This window comes from [Flexibacter] sp. ATCC 35208 (assembly GCF_001975825.1).
Classification (GTDB): domain Bacteria; phylum Bacteroidota; class Bacteroidia; order Chitinophagales; family Chitinophagaceae; genus Chitinophaga.
On the sequence record NZ_MTKN01000287.1, the window covers coordinates 1 to 477 of the forward strand.

The 477-nt window shown below is 45.9% G+C and carries 1 protein-coding gene; it reads right to left on the reverse strand.

Translation table 11 applies throughout. From position 1 onward, the window contains the following. On the reverse strand, positions 1-477 hold a 477-nt coding region (locus tag BW716_RS37400), incomplete at both ends, for an MBG domain-containing protein (RefSeq protein WP_179091439.1).

The window sequence follows — 477 nt, forward strand, 5'->3', positions numbered from 1 at the left end:
TAATGCTGCTGATGCGTCTTCACCATTTACGAAGCCACTGTAAGTTACGCCATTCCCACCGCTGAATGATATACCATCATAGGTTTTGGTGAGGTCACTGGCTGTAATAGTAAGTGCGGCCTTGTTGATGGTTAATGTACCGGAAGCATATGTTATATCATAGTTTGTGGCGATAAGGCCGGAAGGTATGATGGTGTAGCTGTTTACCGCTATTGCTCCCTGAGAGGTACCTGTGTAAGCGATCGTACCGGTTATTGCGGTTGATGCATCTTCACCATTTACGAAGCCACTGTAAGTTACGCCGTTCCCACCGCTGAATGATATACCATCATAGGTTTTGGTGAGGTCACTGGCTGTAATAGTAAGTGCGGCCTTGTTGATCGTTAATGTACCGGAAGCATATGTTATATCATAGTTTGAGGCAGTAAGGCCGGAAGGTATGATGGTGTAGCTGTTTACCGCTATTGCTCCATGGGA